This window comes from Mycobacterium sp., from assembly GCF_046091765.1.
Taxonomy (GTDB): Bacteria; Actinomycetota; Actinomycetes; order Mycobacteriales; family Mycobacteriaceae; genus Mycobacterium.
In genome coordinates this window covers 61,235-85,246 of the sequence record NZ_JBJTCF010000108.1, presented here as the reverse complement: position 1 = coordinate 85,246, position 24,012 = coordinate 61,235, and the positions used below count along the sequence as shown (strand labels likewise).

Below are 24,012 nucleotides of genomic sequence, written 5' to 3'. Positions count from 1 at the left end.
GCGGGCCACCGGTTGGAACGGCGGGAGGAATCATCGTGGGCGATGAGCCGCGTGAGGATCAGCTCGGTTTCTCCTTCGGAACCTCCGCAGGCATCCCCGGGGACCACGGGACCGTCGGCAGCGCCCCGGCACCGGTGAGCCAGCCGGTGCAGGCCGGTCTGTTCCCCGACGACTCGGTTCCCGACGAACTGGTCGGCTATCGCGGCCCGAGCGCCTGCCAGATCGCCGGCATCACCTACCGGCAGCTGGACTACTGGGCCCGCACCTCGCTGGTGGTGCCCTCGATCCGCGGTGCGGCGGGCTCGGGCAGCCAGCGGCTGTACTCGTTCAAGGACATCCTCGTCCTCAAGATCGTCAAGCGCCTGCTGGACACCGGCATCTCGCTGCACAACATCCGGGTCGCCGTGGACCATCTGCGCCAGCGCGGCGTCCAGGATCTGGCCAACATCACGCTGTTCTCCGACGGCACCACCGTGTACGAGTGCATGTCGGCCGAGGAAGTGGTCGACCTGCTTCAGGGCGGGCAGGGCGTGTTCGGCATCGCTGTCAGCGGGGCGATGCGCGAGCTCACCGGTGCCATCGCCGACTTCCCCGGCGAACGTGCCGACGGGGGCGAGTCGATCGCCGCCCCCGAGGACGAACTGGCCTCCCGGCGCAAGAGCCGGGACCGCAAAATCGGCTGACACCCGGCCGGTCCATTCGGCGCTCCGGGCACCCAGCGGCTAGACTGAGCCTGCATCGACTCGCCATGGGAGAGTTCCACACCAGCCAGCTGTGGGCGCCGAAGGAGCAACACCTCTCCGTCAACCTCTCAGGCACCAGGACCGTGGCGGGGCACGATGCCTCTGGAAAGCGGCGACCCGTGGTCGCCCGCCCATGGGGAAAGGCGAGTGCCGGCCCGCTGATGCGGAATGGTGGCGCTGAATCTCTCAGGCACCGACGACAGAGGGAGGGGACACGGCCCGCCGCGGCCGCGACCGCCCGAGTCAGGAGTGCCCCGTGACCGTCACTTCCGCTGCCGGCTCTGCCAGCTCTGCCGGCTCTGCCGGCTCTGCCGGCGACTTCGCCACCCGCCACATCGGGCTCGGCGCCGACGCGATCGAGACGATGCTCGGCGTCATCGGCGTGGCGTCGCTCGACGAACTGGCCGCCAAGGCCCTGCCCGCCGGGATCCTCGACGTGCCGGCCGCCGACGCGATTGCACCGGGACTGCAGAACCTGCCCGCCCCGGCCACCGAACATCAGGCGCTGGCCGAGTTACGCGAACTCGCCGAGTCCAACACCGTCGCGGTGTCGATGATCGGCCAGGGCTATTACGACACGCTGACTCCGCCGGTGCTCACGCGCAACATCCTGGAGAACCCGGCGTGGTACACCGCCTACACCCCCTACCAGCCGGAGATCAGCCAGGGCCGGCTGGAGGCGGTGCTGAATTTCCAGACGATGGTCGCCGACCTGACGGCGCTGGACATCGCCAACGCCTCGATGCTCGATGAGGCCACGGCCGCGGCGGAGGCGATGACCCTGATGCACCGCGCGGCGCGCGGTCCGGCCCGCCAACTGGCCGTCGACGCCGATCTGTTCGCCCACACCGCCGCGGTGCTGGCGACCCGCGCCGCCCCGCTGGGTATCGAGATCGTCACCGCCGACCTGCGCGACGGACTGCCCGACGGCGACTTCTTCGGCGTGATCGCCCAGATTCCCGGGGCCAGCGGCCGGATCACCGACTGGGGGGCACTGGCCGAGCAGGCGCACCAGCGCGGGGCCCTGGTTGCCCTGGGTGCCGATCTGCTGGCGCTGACCCTGATCACCCCGCCCGCAGAGATGGGTGCTGACGTCGCGTTCGGCACGACGCAGCGCTTCGGTGTCCCGATGGGTTTCGGCGGACCGCACGCCGGTTACCTCGCGGTACGCGCCAGCCTCGCACGCCAGCTGCCCGGACGGCTCGTCGGCGTCTCAGTGGACGCCGACGGGTCGCCGGCCTACCGGCTGTCGCTGCAAACCAGGGAGCAGCACATCCGTCGCGACAAGGCCACCTCCAACATCTGCACCGCGCAGGTGCTGCTCGCGGTGGTGGCCGCGATGTACGCCAGCTATCACGGTGCCGAGGGCCTGCGCGCGATCGCGCGCCGGGTTCACGGCCACGCCCGCGACCTTGCCCGCGCGCTGCGCGCCGCGGACGTCGATGTCGTGCACGACCTCTTCTTCGACACCGTGCTGGCCAGGGTTCCGAACCGGGCCGCGGCGATCGCCGACGCGGCACGCCAACGCGGGATCAACCTCTGGTGCCCCGACGCGGACCATGTGTCGGTGTCGTGCGACGAGGCGACCACCACCGAGCACGTCGCATCCGTCGCCGCGGTCTTCGGAGCGTCGATCACCCCTGCCGCCGAGCCTGCCGGGACTGAGGAGATCACCACCCGCACCAGTGACTTCCTCACCCACCCCGCGTTCACGCGGTACCGCACCGAGACGGCGATGATGCGCTACCTGCGCTCACTGGCCGACAAGGACCTCGCCCTGGACCGCACCATGATCCCGCTGGGGTCGTGCACGATGAAGCTCAACGCCGCGGCCGAGATGGAGGCGATCACCTGGCCGCAGTTCAGCCGGCTGCACCCGTTCGCTCCGGCCGACGACAGCGCGGGGCTGCGCCGGCTCATCGCCGACCTGCACCGGTGGCTGACCGCGGTGACCGGCTACGACGCGATCTCCCTGCAACCCAACGCCGGGTCACAGGGCGAGTACGCCGGCCTGCTGGCGATCCGCGAGTATCTGACCGCACGCGGGGAGGGCCACCGCGACGTGTGCCTGATCCCGTCCAGCGCCCACGGGACGAACGCCGCCTCGGCTGCGATGGCGGGGATGCGGGTGGTCGTCATCGACTGCCGGGAGAACGGCGACGTCGACCTCGCCGACCTGCGCGCCAAGGTCTCCGACAACGCGGACAACCTTGCCGCGCTGATGATCACCTACCCCTCGACCCACGGGGTCTACGAACACGACATCGCCGAGATCTGCGCGACCGTCCACGACGCGGGCGGGCAGGTCTACGTCGACGGCGCCAACCTCAACGCCCTCGTCGGGCTGGCCCGACCCGGAAAGTTCGGCGGCGATGTCAGCCACCTCAACCTGCACAAGACGTTCTGCATCCCGCACGGCGGGGGCGGCCCCGGAGTGGGGCCGGTCGCGGTGCGCGCGCACCTGGCGGACTACCTGCCCGGTCATCCCTTCGCACCCGAGCTCCCGCACGGGCACCCGGTGTCGGGCGCACCCTACGGTTCGGCGTCGATCCTGCCGATCACGTGGGCCTACATCAGGATGATGGGGCCTCAGGGACTGCGCCAGGCGTCGCTGGCGGCGATCGCCTCGGCCAACTACATCGCCCGCCGCCTCGACGAGTACTACCCGGTGCTGTACACCGGGGAGAACGGCATGGTCGCTCACGAGTGCATTCTGGACCTGCGGCCGATCACCAAGGCCACCGGAGTAACGGTGGATGATGTGGCAAAACGGTTGGCCGACTATGGATTCCACGCTCCGACGATGAGCTTCCCGGTTCCCGGGACACTGATGGTCGAGCCTACCGAGAGCGAGAGCCTCGCCGAGGTCGACGCTTTCTGCGCGGCGATGATCGCCATCCGCGCCGAGATCGACACGGTCGGGTCCGGGCAGTGGCCCGCCGACGACAACCCGCTGTGCAACGCCCCGCACACCGCCGAGTCGCTGACGGCCGACGCCTGGGAGCACCCCTACACCCGCGAGCGGGCGGCCTACCCGCTCGGCCGGGGGTACCGGCCCAAGGTCTGGCCGTCGGTCAGGCGCATCGACGGCGCCTACGGCGACCGCAACCTGACCTGCTCGTGCCCTCCGGTCGCCGCTTTCGCGACCGCCGCGGCACGTCCGGCCCGATGACACCCGCGCTGCCGCCCGCCGTCGCCGCGTGGCAGGCCGGGGGACAGTTGGTGGCGACCGACGCCGGGCGCATCTTCGTTCGCCGCGGGGCCGGGCGCGGCACCCCGACGGTGCTGCTGCTGCACGGGTTTCCCTCGAGCTCGTTTGACTTTCGCGGGGTGACGGAGCGGTTGGGCCGACACCCCTGGCTGACCCTCGACTTTCTCGGGTTCGGCCTCTCCGACAAGCCCCGTCCGCACCGCTACAGCCTCCTTGAGCAGGCCGACATCGTGCAGCGCGTGGTCACCGAATTCGTGTCCGGGCCGGTCGTCCTTCTCGCCCACGACATGGGCACCTCGGTGGCGACCGAGCTGCTGGCCCGCGATCTGGCCGGCGAATTGCCCTTCGACCTGCAGGCGGCGGTGCTCACCAACGGCAGCGTCATCATCGAACGAGCCAGCCTGCGGGTCAGTCAGAAGATGCTGCGCGGTCCGCTGGGGCCGCTGGCGGCTCGCCTGACGAACAGGGCGGGCTTCCTTCGCGGGTTTGCCAAACTCTTCAGCGCGGATCATCCGCTGTCGGCCGAGGAAGCCCAGGCCCAGTGGGCCCTGATGGCCCGCGAGGACGGCCAGCGCATCATCCACCTGCTGTGCGCCTACCTCAACGAGCGCGTCCGCTACGCGGCGCGCTGGCACGGTGCGGTGCGGGACTGGCCCAAGCCGCTCGGGTTCCTCTGGGCCACCGGCGATCCGGTCGCCACCGTCAACGTGTTGGCCGGCCTGCGCGCGCTACGGCCCGGCGCCGAGGTGATCGAATTGGTCGGTATCGGGCACTACCCGCAGATCGAAGTGCCCGACGCCTTCACCGCGGGGGCGGCCCGACTGCTCGGACTCGAGGCGCACTGAGGCAGGGGCAGGGGCAGGGGCAGGGTCAGGAGAGCGTGCGCGACAGCGCCGCCGCCAGGTCCGGGGAGTCTGAACCGGCGACAGAGGTGTAGGTCCCGCCGGTCAGTTGCGCGACCGCCTCCCAGGTGGGCCGGTCCGGGTCGGCGCCGAAGTCGATGACGTTGACCGCGACCGGGCGGGCGGGATCGAGGGCCGAGCGGATGAAGTCCTGCAGGCCGGGTCCGTCGAGCGTCAGGTCGGTGTGCGGCCCCTCGGTGATGACCAGCACCGAGTTCGGCTGACCGGCAACGTAGCCGGCCACCGCCGCGGAGTACACCAGGCGCAGCGTCGTGAACGACACCGAGCCGCCGCCGGCGGGAGTCAGCCCGCCGAGGGTCTGGCTCAACGCATCGAGCCGGTCGGACAGCGGCCCGGGGGGAACCACCGGAGCGCTTCCGGCGCCGTCGAAGGTCCACAACCCGACGGCGGCACGCGGGGGCAGTGTCCGCAGTCGGTTGGTCAGCGCGGCGGTCACGTTCGCCAGCCGGGGCCGGCCACCCTCGTCTCCGGTGAGCGTCTGACTGAGCATGATCGTCGTCGACGCCGGCGCCGCCGGTGACAGGGCACCGGCCACCGCAACCCGGGTGGCGTCGTCACCGACCGGCAGTGGGGCGGCCAGTGCCGGGAAGGTGACGACGGCGTCACCCCGCGACGGCGTGCCCTCGGCCCGGAATCCGGCCTTGGCGAGCAGCTTGAGCTGATCGGGTTCGCGCATGAATCGGGCGAACTCGCTGGCCCCGCTGAGCTGCTCGTCGGCCAGCCACGGCCCGGCCAGCAGTACGGTCGGATAGTCCGCTGAGGCGCTGGCCCCGGCCGGATACCACGCCGCGACGGCGTTCTTCGCATCGGAAAGCGCGGTTGTGCGCTGCAGCAGCTGCTGTTCGGTGGTCGCCACGGCGTGCACCGCGGCAGCGGCCGGATCGCCCGGACTCATCAGGGCATCCCAGGCGGTGGTGGCGGCGGCGTCGGGCAGCCGGGGCGCGCCGGCGAGCATCGCGCCCAGCGCGCCCAGGCCGGCGGTGGCCGGCGCGTCCGGTGGCGCCGAGGTCACCGCGACGGCCTCCGCGGCCAGATAGCCGGCGTCGGCCGCCCCCATGGTGGGCAGCGCCAGCCGAAGTCCGCCCCACCCGGTCAGTCCGGTCGCGTCCAATCCCGCCGGCTCGGCCTGCAGAGCGGGCAGCACCGCCCAGCCCCGATCACTCAGGGCGTCCCGCAGCTCGGGCCGGACCGCCAGCACGACCGGCGTGGTGACCAGCGACCGGGCGTCGGTGACGATCTGCGGGCCGACCGCGACCTGAAGCCGCGCAGCCGGGATCGAACTGGCCGGAACCCACAGCGCGGGACGCTCACCGAGTGCCCCAGGCCAGTCGCCGGACAGCCCGCCGATCACGGCATCGGAATCCGCCTGGGTGACAGTGACTTGCACGCACTTGTCGCCGATCGGCAGGGCCTGTTTGGTGTAGCTCGCGGCGAGTTCGGTCACGCTGGCAACAATGGTCGGGTCGGCGACGACGGCGACGGTCGCGGTGCCCTGCAGACACTGCCGCGCGGCATCGGAGGAGCGCCGTGAGAGCCAGTCGGAGAAGAAGCCCCACAGGACCGCGCCGCCGATGAGCGCCACCACCACCACGGCGGCGACGACGACTCCCACGCTGACTCCGCGCGGGGCACCGTCGGCCCGGCGGCGCCGCCCACCGGTGCCCGGAACGGTCGGACCCGACTGCTCCGGTGTGCCCTCGCCGTCGGCCGACTCCGCGGAATCGCCGCGCGGCGGAATGCTATGCCTGCCCATTACCGAACCCCTTCAGCAGCCGGCGCTCGCCTTGTACTCGCGGCGTCGGCGATGCAGGATCGGCTCGGTGTAGCCATTGGGCTGCTCAGCACCGGACAAGACCAATTCCCGCGCGGCCTGGAACGCGATGCTGTTCTCCGGGTCCGGCGCCATCGGCCGGTAGTCGGGATCACCGGCGTTCTGCTCGTCGACCTTCGCTGCCATCCGGCGCAGGCTGGCCTCGACGTCCTCGGCGGTGATGACGCCGTGCCGAAGCCAGTTGGCCAGCAACTGGCTGGAGATGCGCAGCGTGGCGCGGTCTTCCATCAGCGCGATGTCGTGGATGTCGGGCACCTTCGAGCAGCCGACCCCGGCTTCGACCCAGCGCACCACGTATCCCAGGATCGACTGGCAGTTGTTGTCGATCTCCTCGTGAATGTCCGCCGGCGACCAGGCCAGTTCATGGTCGGTCAGCGGGATGGTGAGCAACTGGTCGAGGGTGGTGCGCACCTGCCCGGTCAGCTCCCGGTGCACCCCGTAGACATCGACGTAGTGGTAGTGCATGGCGTGCAGTGTCGCGGCGGTGGGCGAGGGTACCCAGGCCGTGGTGGCGCCGGCCCGGGGCTGGCTGATCTTCTGGGAGACCATGTCGGCCATCAGGTCGGTCATCGCCCACATGCCCTTGCCGATCTGGGCACGCCCGGAGAACCCGGCGGCCAGCCCGACGTCGACGTTCTGATCCTCATAGGCCAGGATCCACGGCTGAGTCTTCATCTCGCCTTTGCGAGTCATCGGACCGGCCTGCATCGAGGTGTGGATCTCGTCGCCGGTGCGGTCCAGGAATCCGGTGTTGATGAACACGACGCGGTCAGCCGCGGCCCGGATACACGCCTTGAGATTCGCCGACGTGCGGCGCTCCTCGTCCATGATGCCGACCTTGATCGTGTTGGGCGGCAGACCGAGGACGTCTTCGACGCGGCTGAACAGCTCGCAGGTGAAGGCGACTTCCTCCGGCCCGTGCATCTTCGGTTTGACGATGTAGATCGAACCGGTGCGGCTGTTGCACAGCCGCCCGTCGTCGTCACTCCCGGCAAGTCCGTGCAGCGCGATCAGGCTGGTGAAAAGGGCATCCTGAATGCCTTCGAAGACTTCGCGCCCCTCGGCCTCACCCTCCCCGAAGACGATGGCGTCGTTGGTCATCAGGTGCCCGACGTTGCGGACGAACAAGAGGCTGCGCCCGGGCAGGCTCAGCGACTCGGGACCGTCCGGGTCCGAGCCGGCGGCGGTGTAGCTGCGGTCCGGGTTGAGCGAGCGGGTGAAGGTCTTTCCGCTCTTGCTGACCTCGGCGGTGAGATCACCCCGGTTGAGCCCCAGCCAATTTCGGTAGCCGAGAACCTTATCGTCGGCGTCGACCGCGGCGACCGAGTCCTCGAAGTCCATGATGGTGGTCACCGCGGATTCCAGCAGCACGTCCTTGATCCCGGCCGGATCGGTCGATCCGATGCGGGACTGGCGGTCGATGAGGATCTCGATGTGCAGACCGTGGTTGACCAGCAGGACCGAATCGGGTGCAGCCGGCTCGCCGGTGAAGCCGACGAACTGTCCGGGATCGGCGAGGTCCCGCTCGCCGTCGGCGGTGACGGCGATCAGCCTCCCGTCCTCGACCCGGAATGCGGTGACACCGGAGTAACTCCCCGCGTCGAGGGGCACCACGTCATCGAGGAAGCGACGCGCATAGGCGATGACACGCTCGCCGCGAACGGCGTTGTAGCCGACGCCGCGGTCCGCGCCGCCATCCTCGGCGATCACGTCGGTGCCGTACAGGGCGTCATAGAGCGATCCCCAGCGAGCGTTGGCCGCGTTCACCGCGAAACGGGCGTTCAGTACCGGCACCACCAGCTGAGGTCCGGCGGTCGAGGTGATCTCCCGATCGACACCGGAGGTGGTGATGGTGAAGTCTGCCGGTTCGGGGTGCAGATAGCCGATCTCGGTGAGGAAATTCCGGTACTCATCGGCGGTGAAGCCGCCCACCACCCGTGCGCGGTGCCACTTGTCGATCTGGGTCTGCAGTTCTTCGCGGCGGGCGAGCAGCTCCTGGTTGCGGGGAGTGAGATCGGTGACGACCTTGTCCACGCCGGCCCAGAAACTGTCCGGGTCGATGCCTGTCCCGGGCAGGGCCTCGTCGGTGATGAAGTCGTACAGCGGCCGCGCCACCCGCAGATTTCCCACGGGCACCCGATCGGTCATTGTTCCTCCTGGGGGTCGCCTGATCCTAACGTCGCGGCGCGACTCACCCGCGGTGCATACCGTCGCGGACCGTTCCGACCAGGTCTTCGACGAGATCTTCCAGGGCGACAATGCCGCATACCGCCCCGCTGAGGTCGGTCACCAGCGCGAGATGGCTGTTGTCGCGCCGCAGAATGGACAGCGCCTCAGGCAGCGGCAGATCGGCGGACACCCGCGGCAACGGGCGCACCATCGCGGACTGGACCACCGAGTCGGGGTCGTCGGCAAGAGCCAGCATGTCTTTGATGTGCAGGTAACCCAGAACGGCCCCATCGGCCTGCACGACAGGGAAGCGGGAATATCCCGTCTCTGCCAGCGCACTCTCGATCGCGCCGACCCTCGGCCCCAGCCCGGGCCCGGCCACCGCGACGGTATGCACCTCGCGAAGCGGCACGGCCACGTCAGCGACCGTGCGCCCGAGGATCTGCAGAGCTCGGGTCAGTCGGGTGTGTTCCTCGACGTCCAGTAGGCCCTCGGATCGGGATTCGGCGATCATCTCCGCCAACTCGACTGTCGACACCGTCACCTCCAACTCGTCCTTGGGTTGCACCCCGAAGAGCCGCAGGGTGGAGTTGGCGGCGACGTTGTAGAACCCGATGAAGGGCCGCGCCAGCCGGATGTAGGCCAGATACAGCGGGGTCAGCAGCATCGCCGTCGACTCCGGGCCGGCGATCGCGATGTTCTTGGGGACCATCTCGCCGAGCAGAACGTGCAAGATCACCACGATACCCAGGGCGATCAGAAACGAGACGGTGTGTAACACGGCGTCGGGAACCCCGAGTAGACCGAACGGCTTCTCCAGCAGATGCGCCACCGCGGGTTCACCGACACGGCCCAGCAGGATCGAACAGACCGTGATCCCCAACTGGGCGCCGGCGAGCATCAGGGAAAGCTGTTCTCCGGCACGGATCACCATGCCGGCCCGCTTTTTGCCCTGGTCCGCCAAGGCCTCGAGCCGGTCACGGCGGGCTGAGATCAGAGCGAATTCCGAGGCGACGAAGAACGCGTTGGTGGCCAGCAGCGCCACCGTCAGCAGCACCCCGAGGATGTCAGCGCCCATCGGGCTGCCTCTCGGCGACGGGATACTCGGGACCCAGCCGGGTCAGGCAGAGCCGGTCGATCCGACGGCCATCCATCGTCAGGACGGTCGCCTGCCAGCGCACCGGCTGAGCCTGGTGGTGTTCGGGGTTGAACGCCGCAAGCTCGACGGTCTCACCGGGCTCGGGGATGTGGCCGAGCTTCTCCAACACCAGTCCGCCGATGGTCTCGTATTCGCCCTCGGGAGCGCGGAATCCGACCGCGCCGGCGACCTCGTCGATGCGCAGCAGACCGGCGACCTCCCAGTCCAGACCCCGGCGGGCGACGTCGGGCGTCGGGTTGTCGTGTTCGTCGCGCACGTCGCCGACGATCTCCTCGACGAGATCTTCCACGGTGACCATGCCGGCGGTGCCGCCGTACTCGTCGACTACCAGCGCGGCTTGCAGTCCGTTGGCTCGGACCTGGTCTATCAACGCGTCACCGTCGAGCGTGGACGGCACCATGGGCACCGGCAGCGCCAGCGCCGCCAGGCGGGTGTGCGCACGCCGGTCGGCCGGAACACCGAAGACCTGCTTGATGTGCACGATCCCGACGGCCTGGTCGAGGTCTCCTTCGACGACCGGGAAGCGCGAGAACCCGGTCCGGGCGGAGGCCGCCACCAGGTCGGCCAGGGTGTCCCCGGCCTGCAGGGCCTCGATCTCGGTGCGGGGTGTCATGAACTCCTCGGCGCTGCGCGCGCCGAACTGCAGGGAACGGTCGACCAGGACCGCGGTGTCCTCGTCGATCGCGCCCCGCTGCGCGGAGCTGCGCACCAGGGCCCCCAGTTCCTGCGGTGAGCGCGCGGAGCGGAGTTCCTCGGCGGGTTCGATCCCCATCTTGCGCAGAATCCAGTTGGCCGTGCCGTTCATCAGCTTGATCACCGGGGTGAACAGCAGCGAGAACAGCAGCTGCGGGGGAGCGCTCGCCCGGGCGGTGGGGAGCGCACGGGCGACGGCGAGATTCTTGGGCACCAGTTCGCCGAAGATCATCGACAGCGAAGTGGCCAGCAGGATCGCCAGAAACAAGGTGATGCCGGCAACGAACCGCTCCGGGGTGCCGATCGTGCGCAGCAACGGCCCGAGAATTCGAGCCAGCACCGGCTCAGCCAGAAAGCCGGTGGCCAGGGTCGTGATGGAGATGCCCAGCTGGGCGCCGGACAGCTGGAAGGACAGCGTGCGATGCGCGCGCTGGACGATCCTGTCGCGCCAGCCGCCGGAGCGCGCATTGGCATCGACGGTGCTGCGCTCCAGCGCGGTCAGCGAGAATTCCGCCGCCACGAACACCGCGGTGCCGAAAGTCAGCAGGATGAAGATCAGCAGGCTCACGACGATGGACAGCGTGCTCACCGCATCCACCTCTGATGCTCGCCGGGCTGATGGCCCGGCTGCCTAGAAAGGGGCTCGCTGTCCGGCTCGGAACCGACCCCGGCGGCGACGAGCCCGCAGCAGGATTCCTCGGGGGCCTGCGGCACACGGCACCTCTCCGCTCGGGTCCGCTCGGGTTCGGACTCTGGAATCCCCATGCTATCCGGCCGGGGTCACCAGCCGGTGGGAAGCGGGTGCCCCTCGGCGAATCCGGCGGGGGACTGGATTCCCACCAGGGCCCGTTCGTAGAGCTCATCGAGGGTTGCCGCACCGACGTAGGTGCAGGTGCTGCGCACCCCGGCGGTGATGTGGTCGAGTAGATCCTCGACGCCGCCGCGTACCGGGTCCAGGGCCATCCGAGAGGTCGAGATGCCCTCCTCGAAGAGTGCCTTGCGGGCGCGGTCGTAGGGGCCCTCACCGGCGGTGCGGGCCGCGACGGCCCGCTTCGACGCCATGCCGAAACTTTCCTTGTACGGCTGGCCGTCGCGGTCGAACATCAACTCACCCGGTGACTCGTAGGTGCCCGCGAACCAGGACCCGATCATCACGTTGGACGCGCCGGCGGCCAGCGCCAGTGCGACATCGCGCGGACTGCGGATTCCGCCGTCTGCCCACACATGGGCACCCAGCTCGCGCGCCGCGCTTGCGCATTCGAGTACCGCGGTGAACTGCGGGCGGCCGACGCCGGTCATCATCCGGGTGGTGCACATGGCACCGGGTCCGACACCGACCTTGACGATGGAGGCACCGGCGCGGATCAGTTCGTGCGTTCCCTCGGCGGACACCACATTCCCGGCCGCCAGTGGGATGCCCAGATCGGCAGCCGAAACGGCTTTGAGCGCGTCCAGCATCCGCAGCTGGTGGCCGTGGGCGGTGTCCACGACCAGAAGGTCCACTCCGGCGTCGGCCAGGGCGCGGGCCTTGTCGGCGACGTCCCCGTTGATCCCGACCGCGGCCGCGACGCGCAGTCTTCGGCCGGCGTCGACCGCGGGGGAGTAGATTCCGGCGCGCACCGCACCGATGCGCGTCAGCACGCCCGCCAGCGAACCGTCGTCGTAGGTGAGGACGGCCACGTCGACCGGGGCGTGCTCGAGCAGGTCGAAGACCTGCCGGGGATCAGTGTGCAGGGGAGCGGTCACGAAGTCGGTCACCGCGACATCGCGAATGCGGGCGAAGCGATCCACTCCGGCGGTCGCCGGTTCGGTCACCAGCCCGACCGGACGTCCGCCGTCCACGGCCACGACGACCCGGTGTGCCCGTTTGTGGATCAGCGCGACGGCATCGGACACCGAATCCTCCGGTGCCAGCGTGACGGGAGTGTCAGCGACCAGATCTCGGCTCTTGACGAACTGCACCGTTTGGCGGACAGCGGCGATCGGCAGGTCCTGCGGCAGGACCACGAGGCCGCCGCGGCGGGCCACCGTCTCGGCCATCCGCCGGCCGGCGACCGCGGTCATGTTGGCGACGACCACCGGGATCGTGGTTCCCGAGCCGTCGCCGGTGGACAGGTCGACGTCGAATCGCGAGCCGACGTCGGAGCGGCCGGGCACGATGAACACGTCGTCGTAGGTGAGGTCGGTCGTCGGCCGGTGACCGTCGATGAAGCGCACACCGAAAGCCTAGTGGGGCGAGGCCGAACCCCGGCCTAGATGCGCACCTCGGAGCGATCCCCGCTCCACAGGGTGTGAAACCGGGCCTCGGGGTCGGCGTCGATCCGTCCGTAGGTGTGGGCGCCGAAGAAATCCCGCAGACCCTGGGTCAACGCCGCGGGAAGCCTCGGCGTGCGCAGCGCGTCGTAGTAGGACAGCGCCGAGGCGAATCCCGGGATGGGGATACCGCGCTCGGTAGCCGCCACGACCACCCGGCGCCAGCCGTCGACGGCCGCCTCGACGGCGTCGCGGAAGTAGGGGGCGGCGATCAGCGTCGGCAGATCGGGGTCGGCGTCGAAGGCTTCCTTGATGCGATTGAGGAACTTCGCCCGAATGATGCAGCCTCCGCGCCAGATGGTGGCCAGATCGCCGGGACTGACGGCCCAGTCGTATTCCAGCGAACCTGCCTGGATCTGATTGAACCCCTGCGCGTAGGCGATGATCTTGGAGGCGTAGAGCGCCTGGCGGACGTCCTCGATGAATTGCTCGGGGTCCGAGACGAGTTCGCTCAGCGCACCGGAGGCGAGCCCGAGGGCGGCACGGCGCTGCGGAACCGACCCGGACAGTGCGCGGGCGAACACCGCCTCGGCGATGCCGGTGACCGGGACACCGAGGTCCAGGGCGGACTTCACCGTCCAGCGGCCGGTGCCTTTCTGCTCGGCTTCGTCGACGATGACGTCAACCAGCGGCGTCGAGGTCTTGGCGTCGATCTGGCGCAGCACCTCCGCGGTGATCTCGACCAGGAAGCTGTCCAACTCGCCGGCGTTCCAGCGGGTGAAAACGTCGGCGATCTGGGGTGCGGTGAGGCCAAGTCCATCGCGCAGCAGTTGATACGCCTCGCCGATGAGTTGCATGTCGGAGTACTCGATGCCGTTGTGCACCATCTTGACGAAGTGTCCCGCCCCGTCCGGTCCGATGTGGGTACAGCAGGGCACGCCGTCGACGTGTGCGGAGATCTCCTCCAGCAGCGGTCCCAGCGAGTGGTAGGACTCGACCGGCCCGCCGGGCATGATCGAGGGTCCGTTGAGCGCACCCTCCTCACCGCCGGAGATGCCGGCCCCGACGAAGTGCAGGCCGCGCTCCCGCATCGCCCTCTCGCGGCGGATGGTGTCGGTGTAGAGCGCGTTTCCGCCGTCGATGATGATGTCGCCGGGTTCCATCGCGTCGGCGAGTTCGTTGATGACCGCGTCGGTGGCCTCACCGGCCTTCACCATGATCAGCACGCGGCGCGGCTTTTCCAGCGCGGCGAGAAACTCGGCGACGGTCTCCGACCGGACGAATCTGCCTTCGTGCCCGTGCTCGGCGAGCAGCGCGTCGGTCTTGGCGACGCTGCGGTTGTGCAGCGCGACGGTGTAGCCGTATCGGGCGAAGTTACGGGCGATGTTCGATCCCATCACCGCCAGGCCGGTGACTCCGATCTGCGCGAGTGGTGCCTGCGAGCTCATCGGGCGCCTTTCGGGGAGTGCGCGGTCGGCCGCGGTGGCCGGTCGCACAGCAGGGTACTCGTGGTCCCGGCTGCCTGGCGCCGGTGTGGCCGGACCGATACCCCCGGGCGGGCGCGCGGGTGAGTTGGCGTGTAGACACGACTGCGTGGAACCACAGTCCCAGGCCCCGGAACTGTCCGCCCCCTTCGACGCCGAACTCGGGCTGGTCTACACCGAGGTCTCACCGGACGGCATCAAGGCGCAACTTGAGGTCAAGCCGACACTCCTGCAGCCGATGGGCATCGTGCACGGCGGGGTCTGGTGCTCGGTGGTGGAGTCACTGGCCAGTGTCTCGGCCCACGTGTGGCTGTCCGCACACGGTGGCGGCAACGTGGTCGGTGTCAACAACAACACCGACTTTCTGCGGGCCGTCACCGAGGGCACCGTGTTCGGTGCATCCGAACCGGTCCACCGCGGCCGGCTTCAGCAGTTGTGGCTGGTGACGATTCGCGACGACCGGCAGCGCCTGGTCGCCCGGGGGCAGGTGCGGTTACAGAACCTCCGGCCCGACTGACTAGAACCGACTCGGACCGACTTGCCGCGCTACTCAGTCCCGCCCGGTTAGTCGCAACACGAGTTTCGCTCCGCCCAGATCACTGGTGCCCAACGATGCGGTGCCGCCGTGCAACTCGGCCTGCTGCGCGACCAGAGCCAGCCCCAGTCCGGAGCCCGAGCGCGATGCGGTGGAGCCCCGGGAGAATCTCTCGAAGACCTGGGCGCGCTCCTCCTCGGGAACACCGCTTCCGTTGTCCTCCACGGTGACCTCGACTCCCGCGGACGAACTGATCGCGGCGAGGCGGACCTGCGTCGCGCCGCCGTGTTTGACGGCGTTGGCGATGGCGTTGTCGATCACCAGCCGCAGTCCGACGGGAAGCCCGACCATCAGCACCGCCGGCGAGGGCACCAGCGAGACGGCGAGGTCGGGGTAGGTCCGCTCAGCGTCGTGGGCGGCGCGGTCGAGCAGTTCGGTGACGTCGAAGGGAACGAAATCGTCGGCGGTGGTCAGTTCGCCCTGCGCCAGGCGTTCCAGGGCGGTCAGGGTTGCCTCGATGCGGCTCTGGGTGCGCATGGTGTCGCCGATGACCTCCTTGCGCTGCTCGGCCCCCAGGTCGAGGGTGGAGAGCACTTCGAGGTTGGTCCGCATCGCAGTCATGGGCGTGCGCAACTCGTGGGAGGCAACCGCCGCGAAGTCCCGGGCGGCTTCTAGAGCTGCGCGGGTGCGGGCCTGCTCGTCACCGATGCGTGCCAACATCCCCTCGACCGCCTCGCCGATCTCCACCGCCTCGCTGACCCCGCGGACCTGAACCTCGTCGGGCTTGGACTGGGCGTTGATGGCCCGGGCCTGCTGGGCGAGCAGCCGGAACGGATCGATCATGATCAGCGCGAAGAACCAGCCGACCAGCACCGTGCCGATGATCACGCCGCCGCAGATGAGCAGCACGCGCAGATGGAGTTCGTGGATGCGGCGCTGGGTTTCGGCCAGTGGCGCGCCCAGCGCGATCGAGGCCCCCCCGACCGTGAACGTCCGGACCCGGTACTCCACCCCGTCGATGGTCGTGTTCGCGTAGCCGTCGGACAGGCTGGGCAGCACCACGCCGGGCGGCACGGACACCGCCATCGAACCCACCCGCACCGTACGCACCAGGTTGCCGTCCGGGCTGGGTGTCCCGGGGGCGGGCGGACCGGACAGCAGGGTGCTGAAGTCGCCCAGACTGCTGACCGAGTCCAGTCGCCTGTCCAACTGGCTGTACTGGTCGTTGGTGACGCCGACCCACACCCAGGTACCCAGCGTGAGAACCAGGATCACCACCGACAGCGCGGCCACGATCACGATCGCCCGCAGCGAGAGCATCCGAACCGGCAGTCGCTGCAATACGCGGTAGACCAGTTCCTTGGGTTTCACCGCCGCGGCCATGTCACCTCAGGATGCCCCGACACCGGTCTCGGCCTCGAGTTCGGTCTCCTCGGCCGCCGCGGCGATCTCTTCGAGCTGCTCGATGCGGGTCCGCGCATAGGCCTGCTGCTCGGTGATGGTGAGCTGACCCCGATGGCTCCCGATGAACGTCGTCAGCCACGAGAACGCGGTGGTGATCCGTGCCTTGAAGCCGATCAAATACACCAGGTGCAGGAACAACCACGCCAGCCAGGCGAAGTACCCGCCGAACTCCAGCGGACCCACCTGGGCGACCGCCGAGTAACGCGACACTGTCGCCATCGAGCCCTTGTCGAAGTACTCGAACGGCTCACGGGTGGCGGCATCGGCGCCGCGCAGTTCGGCTTTGATCAGCCGCGCGACGTAGCGCGCACCCTGAATGGCACCCTGCGCCTGGCCGGGTACGCCGTCGACGGATGCCATGTCGCCGATGACGAAGACGTGGGGGTGGCCCGGGACCGTCAGGTCGGGAAGGACCTTAACCCGGCCCGCCCGGTCCAGTTCCGTGCCGGACTGCGCGGCGATGATCGCGCCGAGTGGGCTGGCGGACACACCCGCCGACCAGACCTTGGTCGCGCACTCGATGCGGTCATGGCTGCCGTCCTTGCGCTTGACGGTGATGCCGTTGCGATCGACATCGGTGACCATCGCGCCGAGTTGCACCTCGACGCCGAGTTTCGCCAGCCGCGACGCCGCCTTGCCGCCGAGTTTCGCGCCCATCGTCGGCAACACCGATTCCGCGGCGTCGAGCAGGACCACCCTCGCCTTGGTGGAGTCGATGTGCCGGAAGGTGCCGTGCAGGGTGTGGTCGGCCAGTTCGGCGATCTGGCCGGCCATCTCCACCCCGGTCGGACCCGCACCGACCACGACGAAGGTCAGCAGTTTGGCCCGGCGTTCCGGGTCGCTGGAACGCTCGGCCTGCTCGAAGGCCCCCAGGATGCGTCCGCGGAGTTCCAGCGCGTCGTCGATGGTCTTCATTCCGGGTGCCCACTCGGCGAATTCGTCGTGACCGAAGTAGGACTGCCCGGCCCCGGCGGCGACGATCAGCGTGTCGTAGGGCGTCTGGTAGGTGTGGCCCAGCAGGATCGAGTCGACGGTCCGGCGCCGGAGATCGATGGTGGTGACCTCGCCGAGCAGGACCTGGCAGTTCTTCTGCTTACGCAGGATCACCCGGGTCAGCGGGGCGATCTCGCCCTCCGAGATGATGCCGGTGGCGACCTGGTACAGCAACGGCTGAAACAGGTGGTGGGTCGTCTTGGCGATCATCTTGATGTCGACGTCGGCCCGCTTGAGTTTCTTGGCGGCCGCCAGTCCACCGAAGCCGGAGCCGATGATGACGACCCTGTGCCGATCCGATGGCGTCGCGCCGGGATGGCTCATGCTGGCTCCTCACACACGGCCCGATCACGATCAGCGGCCCGCCGCTGACGGTCAACGGCTGCCCTCAACGGTAGCCGTTCACCTGCCCACCGGCCGAGCACGGTGGACGGCCTGATCAGCTCAGCGCGGGAGCCGCACCCCGTCCCGCGTGCAACAGCTGTCCGGTGATGCGCCGCGCCGCGGGCGTGGTCAACAGCAGCGCCAGCCGGGACAGTTCGACCGCCGGCGGCGGCGGTGCCGCGGACAGTCCCGGATACCCGGGCTCCGCGCTGCGGCCGCAGGAGATCGCGTTGATCGTGACACCCCGGGAGCCGAAATGACCGGCCTGCCCAGCGGTCCAGGCGGCCAGGGCGGCTTTGACGGCGGCCTGCGGTCCGTCCTGCCCGCCGCCTTCGGCGCAGACCACGATCGACCCGCCCGAACGCAGGTTCTCGCCGACCGCGTGCACGATGAGCACCGCCGCCAACAGCGTGCGGTCGAAGGCGCCGCGCCACTCTGAGGCGACCCCGGCCAGGCCCGGCCCGGCGGCGGGGCCGGCGGGGGGGATCACCACGAGCGCGTCGAGGTGCTGGGGGAAGCGGGCACGGGCGGCGGCGAGTTCGGCGGCGTCGGTGCCGTCGCAGACGATCACGTCAGCGGAGTCTGCGGCGTCAGCGGTGGTGTCACCGAGTTCCTTGGCCAGGACCTCGAGATCGGTGCGACGGCTACCGCTGAGCACCACGCGATGCCCGGCGGTGCGGAAGTCGTGCGCGACCTGTCGGCCCAGTTCCCCGTCCGCGCCGGTGACCAGCACGTCCATCAGCGACCTCCCGGGTGTCGGGCACAGGTTACTCAACACCAATTACGGGGATCGGCGGACCTAGGGTGATAAGCCATGAGGCCGATCCCTGCGCCACGGGCGGCCCTGCCGCGATGGGTCTATCTGCCCGCCGCGGGCGGTGTGGTGCTGGTGGCGCTGCCCCTGCTGGCGTTGGCCGTCAAAGTCGACTGGCCACGCTTCGGCGCGCTGATCAGTAGTCCCACAGCGCGGGATGCTCTGCTGCTGAGCCTGCGCACCGCGACTGCCAGCACGCTGCTGTGCCTGGTGCTCGGCGTGCCGCTGGCGCTGGTTCTGGCCCGGCATCGCGGCGGACTCACCGGGGTGCTTCGCACGATGGTTCTGCTGCCTCTGGTGCTGCCGCCCGTCGTGGGCGGGCTGGCTCTGCTCTACGTATTCGGCCGGCTCGGAATACTGGGCCACTACCTCGAGGCGGCCGGGGTGCGTATCGCGTTCACCACCACCGCCGTCGTACTGGCCCAGGCGTTCGTCTCACTGCCGTTTCTGGTCATCTCGCTGGAGGGCGCCGCCCGCACCGCGGGCGCGGACTACGACATGATCGCCGCGACGCTGGGGGCGCGGCCCGCGACAGTGTGGTGGCGGGTCACCCTGCCGCTGCTGGGTCCGGGCCTGCTCGCCGGCACCGTGCTGGCCTTCGCCCGGGCGATCGGCGAGTTCGGCGCGACGCTGACCTTCGCCGGCTCCCGGCAGGGCGTCACCCGGACCCTGCCGCTACAGATCTACCTGGATCGGGAGGGCGACCCGGCCGCTGCGCTGGCGCTGTCGATGCTTTTGGTCGTCGTCGCGGCGGTGATCGTGGGCGGCCTGGGTGCGCGTCGGCTGACCGGCCGGGCGGCCCGTTGAGTACCGGGGCGCTGAGTACCGGGGAGCTGTTCGTCTCGGCCACCGTGGCCGACCGCGGGCTGCAGGCGCAGTTCACCGTCGGCTCCGGTGAGGTGCTCGCCCTCGTCGGTCCCAACGGGGCGGGCAAATCCACGGTCGCGGCGGTGATTGCCGGCCTGCTCGCCGCGGATCGGGCGCTGGTGCGGGTGGGCGGGCACACCCTGACCGACACCGACCGCGGCGTACAGGTGGCGCCCCATCGCCGCCGGGTCGGCTTGCTGCTTGGGGATCCGCTGCTGTTCCCGCACCTGAGCGTGCTGGGCAATGTCGCGTTCGCCGCGCGGCGGCGAGCCCGTCGACGGGACGCCAGGGACGCGGCGGCGCGGTGGCTGGCCGAGGTCGGGGTGGCCGACCTGGCGTCGCGCCGACCGGATCAGCTCTCGGGCGGTCAGGCTCAGCGGGTCGCGCTCGCGCGGGCGCTGGCCACCGAGCCGGAGGTGATGGTGCTCGACGAGCCGCTGGCCGGTCTCGACGTCGCAGCCGCGGCATCGACGCGAGCGGTGCTGCGCGAGGTGACGGCGGCGGCGGGGTCGCGGGCGACCCTGCTGATCACCCACGACCTGCTCGACGTGCTCGCGCTGGCCGACCGGGTGCTCGTCCTCGAGGCCGGTCGCGTTGCCGAGGCGGGCCCCACGACAGCCGTGCTCACCGCTCCACGCAGCCGGTTCGGCGCGCGCTTCGCCGGAGTCAACCTGGTGCGGGGCGTGGTCGCCGAACCGGCGGCGGTGCGCAGCGCGACGGCGCTGTGGCGGGGGGTGCCCTCCGAGCCGCTCACGCCGGGACAGCAGGCCGTGGCCGTGTTCGCTCCCGCCGCGGTCGCGGTGTACCGGGTCCGGCCGGACGGAAGCCCGCGCAACAGCGTGCGGGTGCGGATTTCCGGGTTGGAGGTGATCGGCCCGGCGGTCCGGGTGCACACCGACCCGGCGGCCGACGGGGCGCCCGGCCCGGCCGCCGACATCACCCCGGAGGCTGTGGCCCACCTCACTCTGGCGGTGGGCGACGAGGTCTGGTTCAGCGTCAAAGCCCAGGAGGTGGCGCTGCACGCCGCCGCGAGGACATCCGCCGTCAGTACGAGGCGGGAGCCTTGATCCCCGGCAGACACGTCCAACCGCACACTTGCGTCACGGCTGTAACACGGTAGGTTTCTCGCCATGACCCAGCCGGATCCGAGATTCCCGCGCCGGGCTCCGTGGTTGGCGCTGGCAGCCGCGGCAGCGGCCGCGGTGAGCGCCGTCACGGTCGCCCTGCCGCCGCATTCGGCGAGCGCCGATCCCGTGCCGCCGCCGACCACCACCGCGCCACCCCCGGCGGACCCCAACGCTCCGCCGCCGCCGGCGGCCCCGCCGCCGCCGGCAGACCCCAACGCACCGCCACCGGTGGCGGGCCCGGTCGCCCCGCCGCTGCCGGAGCAGGGACGCGTCGACAACGCCGCCGGCGGCTTCAGCTACGTCCTGCCGGCCGGTTGGGAGGTGGCCGACCCGTCGCGGCTGAGTTACGGGCAGGCACTGCTGCTCAAGCAGGCCGGGCCGGTCCTCGGTGGCCAGCCGGCACCGACGGCGAACGACACCAGCATCCTGCTGGGGCGGCTGGACCTGAGGCTGTTCGCAGGCGCGGAGGCCGACAACAGCAAGGCCGCGGTGCGACTGGCCTCGGACATGGGGGAGTTCTTCATGCCCTTCCCCGGGACCCGGATCAACCAGCAGACAACCCCGCTGCAAGCCGGGGGCTTGCCCGGCTTCGCCTCGTCCTACGAGGTCAAGTTCACCGACACCACCAAGCCCAACGGCCAGATCTGGGCCGGGGTGGTGGGCTCGACGGGGCCCGATGCGCCGCGCGAGCAGCGCAACGAGCGCTGGTTCGTGGTGTGGCTGGGCACCTCCAAGGACCCGGTCGACCCGGTGGCCGCCAAAGGGCTGGCCGAGTCGATCCGGCCCTACGCGCCCCCGCCGCCTGGCACGGCGCCCACCACCTAGGCGACGTCGGCTCGCCGGTCAACGACCCGGGATGGCGACGATGCGGGCCTGGCGGGTCCGTCGGCCCGGCCCGATGCGCAGCGGCCCGCTGGAGTTCGACGACCGCGCCGCGGTGCCCGAACCCGGTCCCGGCGAGATCCTCGTCGCCGTGCGCGCGTGCGGAGTGTGCCGCACCGATCTGCATGTCGCCGAGGGCGACCTGGCGGTGCACCGGCCCGCGGTTGTTCCCGGTCACGAGGTAGTCGGCGAGGTGGTGTCGGCCGGGCAGAATGCTGCCGCCGGCCCGGCCCGCTTCGCGGTGGGCGACCGGGTCGGTATCGCGTGGCTGCGCCACACCTGCGGCCGGTGCGGCTACTGCCGGCACGGCCGGGAGAACCTCTGCCCGCAGTCGCGCTACACCGGCTGGGACGCCGACGGCGGTTACGCCGACTTCGCCACCGTGCCCGCCGACTTCGCCCACCACCTGCCCCAGGGGTACAGCGACAGTGAACTTGCACCGCTGCTGTGCGCGGGCATCATCGGCTATCGCTCACTGGTGCGGGCGGAGCTTCCCCCCGGCGGGCGGCTGGGCCTGTACGGCTTCGGCGGCAGCGCCCACATCACCGCACAGGTCGCGCTGGCGATGGGCGCCGAGGTGCACGTGATGACCCGGGGTGCCCACGCCCGTGCGCTGGCGCTGCACCTGGGCGCGGCCTCGGCGCAGGGACCCGCCGACCCGCCCCCGGTCGCTCTGGACGCGGCGATTCTCTTCGCCCCGGCGGGGGAGCTGGTGCTTCCGGCCCTCGAGGCGCTCGACCGCGGTGGCACGCTGGCCATCGCCGGGATTCACCTCAGCGACATCCCCGTACTGAACTATCAGCGCCACCTGTTCCAGGAGCGGCAGATCCGCTCGGTCACGTCCAATACGCGCGCGGACGCCAGCGAGTTTCTCGCCTTCGCCGGGCGGCATCGCATCGACGTCACCGCGCCGCGCTACCCGCTGACGCAGGCCGACCGAGCTCTCACCGACCTGGCCGAGGGGCGGATCGCCGGAGCGGCGGTGCTGCTGCCGTGAGCTTCGTCCTGGTCCACGGCGCGATGCACGGCGGCTGGTGCTGGGCGGCCGTTGCCGGGCTGCTCCGATCGCGCGGTCACGTGGTGGCCACTCCCACCCTCACCGGGCAAGGTGAGCGGATCCACCTACTGACCCCGCAGGTCACCGTCGATACGCATATCGACGACGTCGTCAACGTGATCGGCTACGAAGATCTCGATGAAGTGTGTCTGGTACTGCATTCCTATGCCGGAGGCCTGGCGGGGCCGCTGGCACAACGGCTCTCGGGGCGCCTGAGGTCGGTTGTCCTGGCCGGAGCCTTCCTGCAGCACCCGGGGGAAAGCAATTTCGACGTGGAACCGGAGTCGTCACGGGAATTGTTCCTCCGGCTCGCGGCCGAACAGGGCGACGGCTGGCGAATCCCGGTGCACGACGCGCTGATCGCCCGCTGGGGTGTCACCGACCCCACCGTCGTTGCGCAGCTCCGGCGAAAACTCACCGACTTCTCGCTCGTGTTCTCCCGCGGCGTCGTGGACTTCGATCCCGCGCCGCTGAAACGGTTGGCGCGCACCTACATCGAACACACCGCGCCGGCCCTGCCCGCCCTGGCGCAGTCCGTCGCGCGGGCCCGGAACGAGGGCTGGACGATGCGGCGCATCGCCACCGGCCACGACATGATGCTGACCGAACCGGGGCAGACGGCGCAGATTCTCGAGGAGGCGGCGGCGTCAGGCTGACAACTGCCACACCAGGGCGGCGGCCAGCGCACCCATGCCGTTGAGCGACCAGTGCAGCGCGATCGGCGCGAGCAGACTGCCGCTGCGGCGGCGCAGCCAGGTGAAGACGAAACCGGCCGCGGCGGTGGCGATCACCGCCCCGGCCACGCCGGCCAGCACGCCGAGCGCACCTCCGCCGAAAACCCGGGTCAACCCGACATTGCCGGCGGTCAGTCCCAGCGAGGACGCCACGTGCCACAATCCGAAGAGCAGCGACCCGGCCGCGGCGACCCCGCGAAAGCCCCAGGCCCGATCCAGCGCGCCGTGCAGGACGCCGCGGAACGCCAACTCCTCGGGAATCACGGTCTGCAGCGGAATGACGACGAGCGAGGCGATCACGGCCCCGGAGACCGTGGCGTAGTGGTTGTTGAGGAACATCGGCCGCGTCCACGGCAGCAGGATGCCGACTGCGATCACCGTCAGCACCAGGCCTGCCGCCGCCAGCGCATACCGGGCGCCGGACCGCCAGTGCTCACGTCCCAGCCCCAGCTCGGCCCAGCTCAAGCCCCGCGCCCGGACCAGCAGCACCAGGCCGGCGGCCGCAGCCGGAACGATCGCGATGTTGGCCCACGGGGTGGTGAAATGGGCCACCAGATTCGTGATCACCAGCACCGCGACGACCACGGCCACGTCGAGGTAGACCCCGGCGCGGTTCATCATTTTCAGCGGAGCCAGCGCAGCGAAAGGCTGCGCGGCCACCGCGCTGCTCTCAGACATGTGCCTCCCAT

Annotated in this window: 19 protein-coding genes and 2 riboswitches; of the genes, 9 read left to right on the top strand and 10 right to left on the bottom strand. The window is 70.2% G+C overall.

What is annotated here, in order from left to right:
• Positions 1-35: 35 nt before the first annotated feature.
• The 3 genes from ACKOB8_RS12115 (at position 36) to ACKOB8_RS12105 (ending at position 4,799) form a co-directional block, all read left to right on the top strand.
• Entirely contained in the window at positions 36-683 is a 648-nt protein-coding gene (locus tag ACKOB8_RS12115; RefSeq protein WP_526377521.1) for a MerR family transcriptional regulator, read from the top strand.
• A gap of 56 nt (positions 684-739) precedes the next feature.
• A riboswitch (glycine riboswitch) is annotated at positions 740-837 on the top strand.
• A riboswitch (glycine riboswitch) is annotated at positions 838-956 on the top strand. It begins immediately after the preceding riboswitch.
• Positions 957-1,077: 121 nt separating this feature from the next.
• Complete coding sequence (gene gcvP / locus ACKOB8_RS12110) at positions 1,078-3,915, top strand: aminomethyl-transferring glycine dehydrogenase (protein WP_526377565.1); 2,838 nt, start codon at positions 1,078-1,080, stop codon at positions 3,913-3,915.
• On the top strand, positions 3,912-4,799 hold the full coding sequence (locus ACKOB8_RS12105; protein ID WP_526377519.1) for an alpha/beta fold hydrolase: 888 nt from the start codon (positions 3,912-3,914) through the stop codon (positions 4,797-4,799). The genes gcvP and ACKOB8_RS12105 overlap by 4 nt, the downstream gene beginning before the upstream one ends.
• A 25-nt stretch (positions 4,800-4,824) precedes the next feature.
• Here the strand turns inward: ACKOB8_RS12105 and ACKOB8_RS12100 are convergent, their stop codons facing one another.
• From ACKOB8_RS12100 to gnd, 6 genes are all read right to left on the bottom strand, one after another.
• Entirely contained in the window at positions 4,825-6,630 is a 1,806-nt protein-coding gene (locus ACKOB8_RS12100) for a hypothetical protein (RefSeq protein ID WP_526377517.1), read from the bottom strand.
• 12 nt (positions 6,631-6,642) lie between these two features.
• On the bottom strand, positions 6,643-8,856 hold the full coding sequence (locus ACKOB8_RS12095) for a malate synthase G (RefSeq protein WP_526377515.1): 2,214 nt from the start codon (positions 8,854-8,856) through the stop codon (positions 6,643-6,645).
• A 43-nt stretch (positions 8,857-8,899) separates the two neighbouring features.
• Complete coding sequence (locus ACKOB8_RS12090) at positions 8,900-9,955, bottom strand: CBS domain-containing protein (RefSeq protein ID WP_526377513.1); 1,056 nt, start codon at positions 9,953-9,955, stop codon at positions 8,900-8,902.
• Positions 9,945-11,318: a CNNM domain-containing protein gene (locus ACKOB8_RS12085; RefSeq protein ID WP_526377511.1), complete on the bottom strand. Its 1,374-nt coding sequence runs from the start codon at positions 11,316-11,318 to the stop codon at positions 9,945-9,947. The genes ACKOB8_RS12090 and ACKOB8_RS12085 overlap by 11 nt, the downstream gene beginning before the upstream one ends.
• A gap of 191 nt (positions 11,319-11,509) precedes the next feature.
• Positions 11,510-12,946 carry a GuaB1 family IMP dehydrogenase-related protein gene (locus tag ACKOB8_RS12080; protein ID WP_526377509.1) on the bottom strand — a complete coding sequence of 479 codons (1,437 nt, stop codon included), beginning with the start codon at positions 12,944-12,946 and terminating at the stop codon, positions 11,510-11,512.
• Between the two features lie 35 nt (positions 12,947-12,981).
• Positions 12,982-14,430, bottom strand: a complete 1,449-nt coding sequence (gene gnd, locus ACKOB8_RS12075; protein ID WP_526377507.1) for an NADP-dependent phosphogluconate dehydrogenase — start codon at positions 14,428-14,430, stop codon at positions 12,982-12,984.
• Positions 14,431-14,575: 145 nt separating this feature from the next.
• On the opposite strand from gnd, the gene ACKOB8_RS12070 reads away from it, so the two are divergent.
• Positions 14,576-14,983, top strand: coding sequence for a PaaI family thioesterase (locus ACKOB8_RS12070; protein WP_526377505.1), 408 nt, complete (start codon positions 14,576-14,578; stop codon positions 14,981-14,983).
• Between the two features lie 33 nt (positions 14,984-15,016).
• Here ACKOB8_RS12070 and ACKOB8_RS12065 read toward each other — a convergent pair whose 3' ends face one another.
• From ACKOB8_RS12065 to ACKOB8_RS12055, 3 genes are all read right to left on the bottom strand, one after another.
• Entirely contained in the window at positions 15,017-16,384 is a 1,368-nt protein-coding gene (locus ACKOB8_RS12065) for a sensor histidine kinase (protein WP_526377503.1), read from the bottom strand.
• A 6-nt stretch (positions 16,385-16,390) separates the two neighbouring features.
• On the bottom strand, positions 16,391-17,782 hold the full coding sequence (gene ndh, locus ACKOB8_RS12060) for a type II NADH:quinone oxidoreductase Ndh (RefSeq protein WP_526377501.1): 1,392 nt from the start codon (positions 17,780-17,782) through the stop codon (positions 16,391-16,393).
• 115 nt (positions 17,783-17,897) lie between these two features.
• A complete protein-coding gene (locus ACKOB8_RS12055; protein ID WP_526377499.1) occupies positions 17,898-18,581 on the bottom strand; it encodes an SDR family oxidoreductase in 684 nt (227 codons plus the stop codon).
• Between the two features lie 75 nt (positions 18,582-18,656).
• On the opposite strand from ACKOB8_RS12055, the gene ACKOB8_RS12050 reads away from it, so the two are divergent.
• The 5 genes from ACKOB8_RS12050 (at position 18,657) to ACKOB8_RS12030 (ending at position 23,245) form a co-directional block, all read left to right on the top strand.
• Positions 18,657-19,463: an ABC transporter permease gene (locus ACKOB8_RS12050; RefSeq protein ID WP_526377497.1), complete on the top strand. Its 807-nt coding sequence runs from the start codon at positions 18,657-18,659 to the stop codon at positions 19,461-19,463.
• A complete protein-coding gene (locus tag ACKOB8_RS12045; protein WP_526377495.1) occupies positions 19,460-20,590 on the top strand; it encodes a sulfate/molybdate ABC transporter ATP-binding protein in 1,131 nt (376 codons plus the stop codon). The genes ACKOB8_RS12050 and ACKOB8_RS12045 overlap by 4 nt, the downstream gene beginning before the upstream one ends.
• A gap of 63 nt (positions 20,591-20,653) precedes the next feature.
• A complete protein-coding gene (locus ACKOB8_RS12040; protein WP_526377493.1) occupies positions 20,654-21,475 on the top strand; it encodes an APA family fibronectin-binding glycoprotein in 822 nt (273 codons plus the stop codon).
• A gap of 31 nt (positions 21,476-21,506) precedes the next feature.
• Entirely contained in the window at positions 21,507-22,529 is a 1,023-nt protein-coding gene (locus tag ACKOB8_RS12035) for a zinc-binding alcohol dehydrogenase family protein (RefSeq protein WP_526377491.1), read from the top strand.
• Entirely contained in the window at positions 22,526-23,245 is a 720-nt protein-coding gene (locus tag ACKOB8_RS12030; protein WP_526377489.1) for an alpha/beta fold hydrolase, read from the top strand. Before ACKOB8_RS12035 ends, ACKOB8_RS12030 begins: the two co-directional genes overlap by 4 nt.
• Here the strand turns inward: ACKOB8_RS12030 and ACKOB8_RS12025 are convergent.
• On the bottom strand, positions 23,237-24,001 hold the full coding sequence (locus ACKOB8_RS12025) for a CPBP family intramembrane glutamic endopeptidase (RefSeq protein ID WP_526377487.1): 765 nt from the start codon (positions 23,999-24,001) through the stop codon (positions 23,237-23,239). The two genes, ACKOB8_RS12030 and ACKOB8_RS12025, sit on opposite strands and share 9 nt — an antisense overlap.
• Positions 24,002-24,012 lie beyond the last annotated feature (11 nt).